At 67.4% G+C, this 2857-nt stretch carries 3 protein-coding genes; all 3 read left to right on the top strand.

Going from position 1 to position 2857, the window contains the following annotated elements:
* The coding region (locus B2W70_RS12390; protein ID WP_286746095.1) for a flavin reductase family protein at positions 1 to 888 on the top strand (888 nt) is incomplete at its 5' end.
* A gap of 20 nt (positions 889 to 908) precedes the next feature.
* Positions 909 to 2057, top strand: a complete 1149-nt coding sequence (locus B2W70_RS12395) for a fatty acid desaturase family protein (protein WP_137842300.1) — start codon at positions 909 to 911, stop codon at positions 2055 to 2057.
* 28 nt (positions 2058 to 2085) lie between these two features.
* Positions 2086 to 2857, top strand: a 772-nt coding sequence (locus B2W70_RS12400) for a fatty acid desaturase family protein (protein ID WP_286746097.1), incomplete at its 3' end; no start/stop codon positions are given.

Below are 2857 nucleotides of genomic sequence, written 5' to 3' on the forward strand. Positions count from 1 at the left end.
GTGCGCCACCGCCGCGCCTACTCGCCGCGCGCGGTGCCGGGTCAACCGGGCCACATCGCCATCACGGTCCAGCGCCAGCCGGGCGGGCTGGTGTCCCAGCACCTCAACGAACATGCCCAGGTGGGTGATGTCTTCGACATCGAGACGCCAGCCGGTGATTTCGTGCTGCCCTCGCCCCCGCCGGCAGAGCTGCTGCTGATCGCGGGCGGATCGGGCATCACACCGGGCATGGCCATGCTGCGCCACCTGCACGAAACCGCGCCGCAAACGCGCGTGACGCTGATCTACTTCGCTCGCAGCGAGCGAGATCGGATCTTCGCGGACAAGCTCAACGACCTGGCCAAGCGCTGGAACCTGCTTCGCTACGTGCCGCTGGACAGCAGCGCCCACACGCCCACCGGCCATGAGCCCGGCCGTGACGCCGCCCAGGCCAGCGCCCGCGTGCTGGACACCGCCCTGCTCGACGAGGTCGCCCCAGGCTGGTCGCAACTGCCCACCTGGTGCTGTGGCCCCGCCCCACTGATGGACGCCGCGCGCCAGCTCTGGCAGGAGGCCGGTGCCGCAGATCGCCTGCGCCTGGAGGCCTTCGCCCCCCCGCAAGCCAGCGGCGACCCCAACGCGCGTCACGCCGTCGCGCTGCGCCGCGACCGCCAAACCGCCAACTTCGAAGCCGCCGGCAACCTGACGCTGCTGGCCGCTGGCGAGCAGGCGGGCCTGCAGATCAAGCACGGCTGCCGCCAGGGCATCTGCCACGAATGCACCTGCCGACTGCACCGGGGCTCGGTGCAGGACCTGAGCACCGGCCAGCGCATCGACGGTGAAGGCCAGCCGATCCGCCTGTGCGTGAGCGCCGCCCTGAGCGACGTCGACCTCGAATCCCTGAATTGAAGTTTGAAGTGAGCCCGACCATGTCCACCCGCATCCACATCGGCCCGCGCACCGCCGAAGAACTCAAAGCCTTCGAGCGCGAACTCGAAGCCATCGGCGAAGAGACCCGTCGCACCCTGGGCGAAAAAGACGCCCGCTACATCCGTCGCATCCAGCGCATCGTGCGCGTGACCGAGGTGCTGGGCCGTGCGCTGCTGATGTTCGGCTGGTTCCCGCCAACGTGGATCCTGGGCGCCGGCCTGCTGGGCGTCAGCAAGATCATCGACAACATGGAGCTGGGCCACAACGTGATGCACGGGCAGTTCAACTTCATGAACGACCCGCAGTTCCACGGCGACACCTTCGACTGGGACAACACCTGCCCGAAGGAAGAGTGGCGTCACTCGCACAACTACGTGCACCACACCTTCACCAACGTCATCGGCAAGGACCGCGACTTTGGCTACGGCATGCTGCGCCTGTCCAACGACCTGCGCTGGAGCTGGCTGCACCCCTTCCAGCTGCTGCTGACGATGCTGCTGGCGGCCTACTTCCAGTGGTTCGTGGCCATCCACGACATGCAGATGGACAAGGTGGTGATCGGCCGCCGCAAGTGGTCTGACGTGCGCCCGCAGTGGCTGCTGGTGCGCGCCAAGATGTGGAAGATCGTCAAGCGCGACTACGTGGTCTGGCCGTTGGTGGCCGCGCTGGTGGGCCTGCCCTTTGGCGCCTCCGTGGACATGGCGCTGGCCGTGCTGGCCGGCAACGCCGTGGGCAACCTGATCCGCAACATCTGGGCGTGGGCCATCATCTTCTGTGGTCACTTCACCGAAGAGATCTACACCTTCAGCCGCGAGTCGATCGAAGGCGAGACCAAGGGTCAGTGGTACCTGCGCCAGATCCTGGGCTCGAGCAACATCAGCGGCAGCAAGCTGCTGCACCTGATGAGCGGCAACCTGTCGCACCAGGTCGAGCACCACCTCTTCCCGGACATCCCGGCCAACCGCTACATCGAGATGGCGCCCAAGGTTCGGGCCGTCTGCAGCAAGTACGAGGTGCCTTACAACACCGGCGCTTTCATCCCGCAGCTGTGGACGGTGTTCAAGCGCATCGCACGCTACAGCCTGCCGGGCGGCACGCAAAAAGCCGTGCACCTGGAAGTCGCGCCAGTGATGCAGCGCCAGGTCTGAGGCAAGTCGTCTCGCAGAAAGCGCTTTGATGTCCGCTGCCTCATCGACGGGCCCCGTCTCGCGGGCGCCCGGTCCCGCAACGCCCGAGGGCCTGGCGGCTTTCGCATCCGAACTCGACGCCATCCGCGACCGCACCCGCGCCCAGGTGGGCGAGGTGGATGCGCGCTACATCGTGCGCTTGCTGTGGGCCATCCGCGGCATGGAGGCAGCAGGTCGCATCGGGCTGCTCGTGGCTGGCATGGGCATCGCCCTGGCTGGCGCCATTGCCATGGCGCCCTGGGGCTGGGTCGCGCTGGCCTCGCTGGTCAGCCTGGGGCTGTCCAAGTGCCTGCAGAACATGGAGTTCGGCCACAACGTGATGCACGGGCAATACGAGTGGATGAACGACCCGCGCTTCGAGGGCAAGGCCCATGAGTGGGACAGCGCCTGCAGCAAGGAAGACTGGCGGGACTTTCACAACCACATGCACCACCACTACACGAACGTGGATGGCATCGATCGGGACTTCGGCTACGGCATGTTGCGGCTGTCGGCCGAGATGAAGTGGGAGCCTCGCCACCTGATGCAGGCGCCCTACGCCGTGGTCGTGGCGCTGCTGTTCGAGTGGGCGATCGCCATCCACAACCTGGAGTTCGAGCGCCTGCGCACCGACCGCGAGGCGACGAAGGCGCGCATGCAGCGACTGTGGCCCCGGGCGCGGGCCAAGATGGGTGCACAGCTGCGCAAGGACGCGCTGTGGTGGCCCCTGCTGGCGGCGGGGCTGGGCGCTGCGGTGGGCGGGCTGAGCGGCGCCTGGCTGG

This window comes from Aquabacterium sp. UBA2148, assembly GCF_002328915.1.
Lineage (GTDB): Bacteria > Pseudomonadota > Gammaproteobacteria > Burkholderiales > Burkholderiaceae_C > Aquabacterium > Aquabacterium parvum.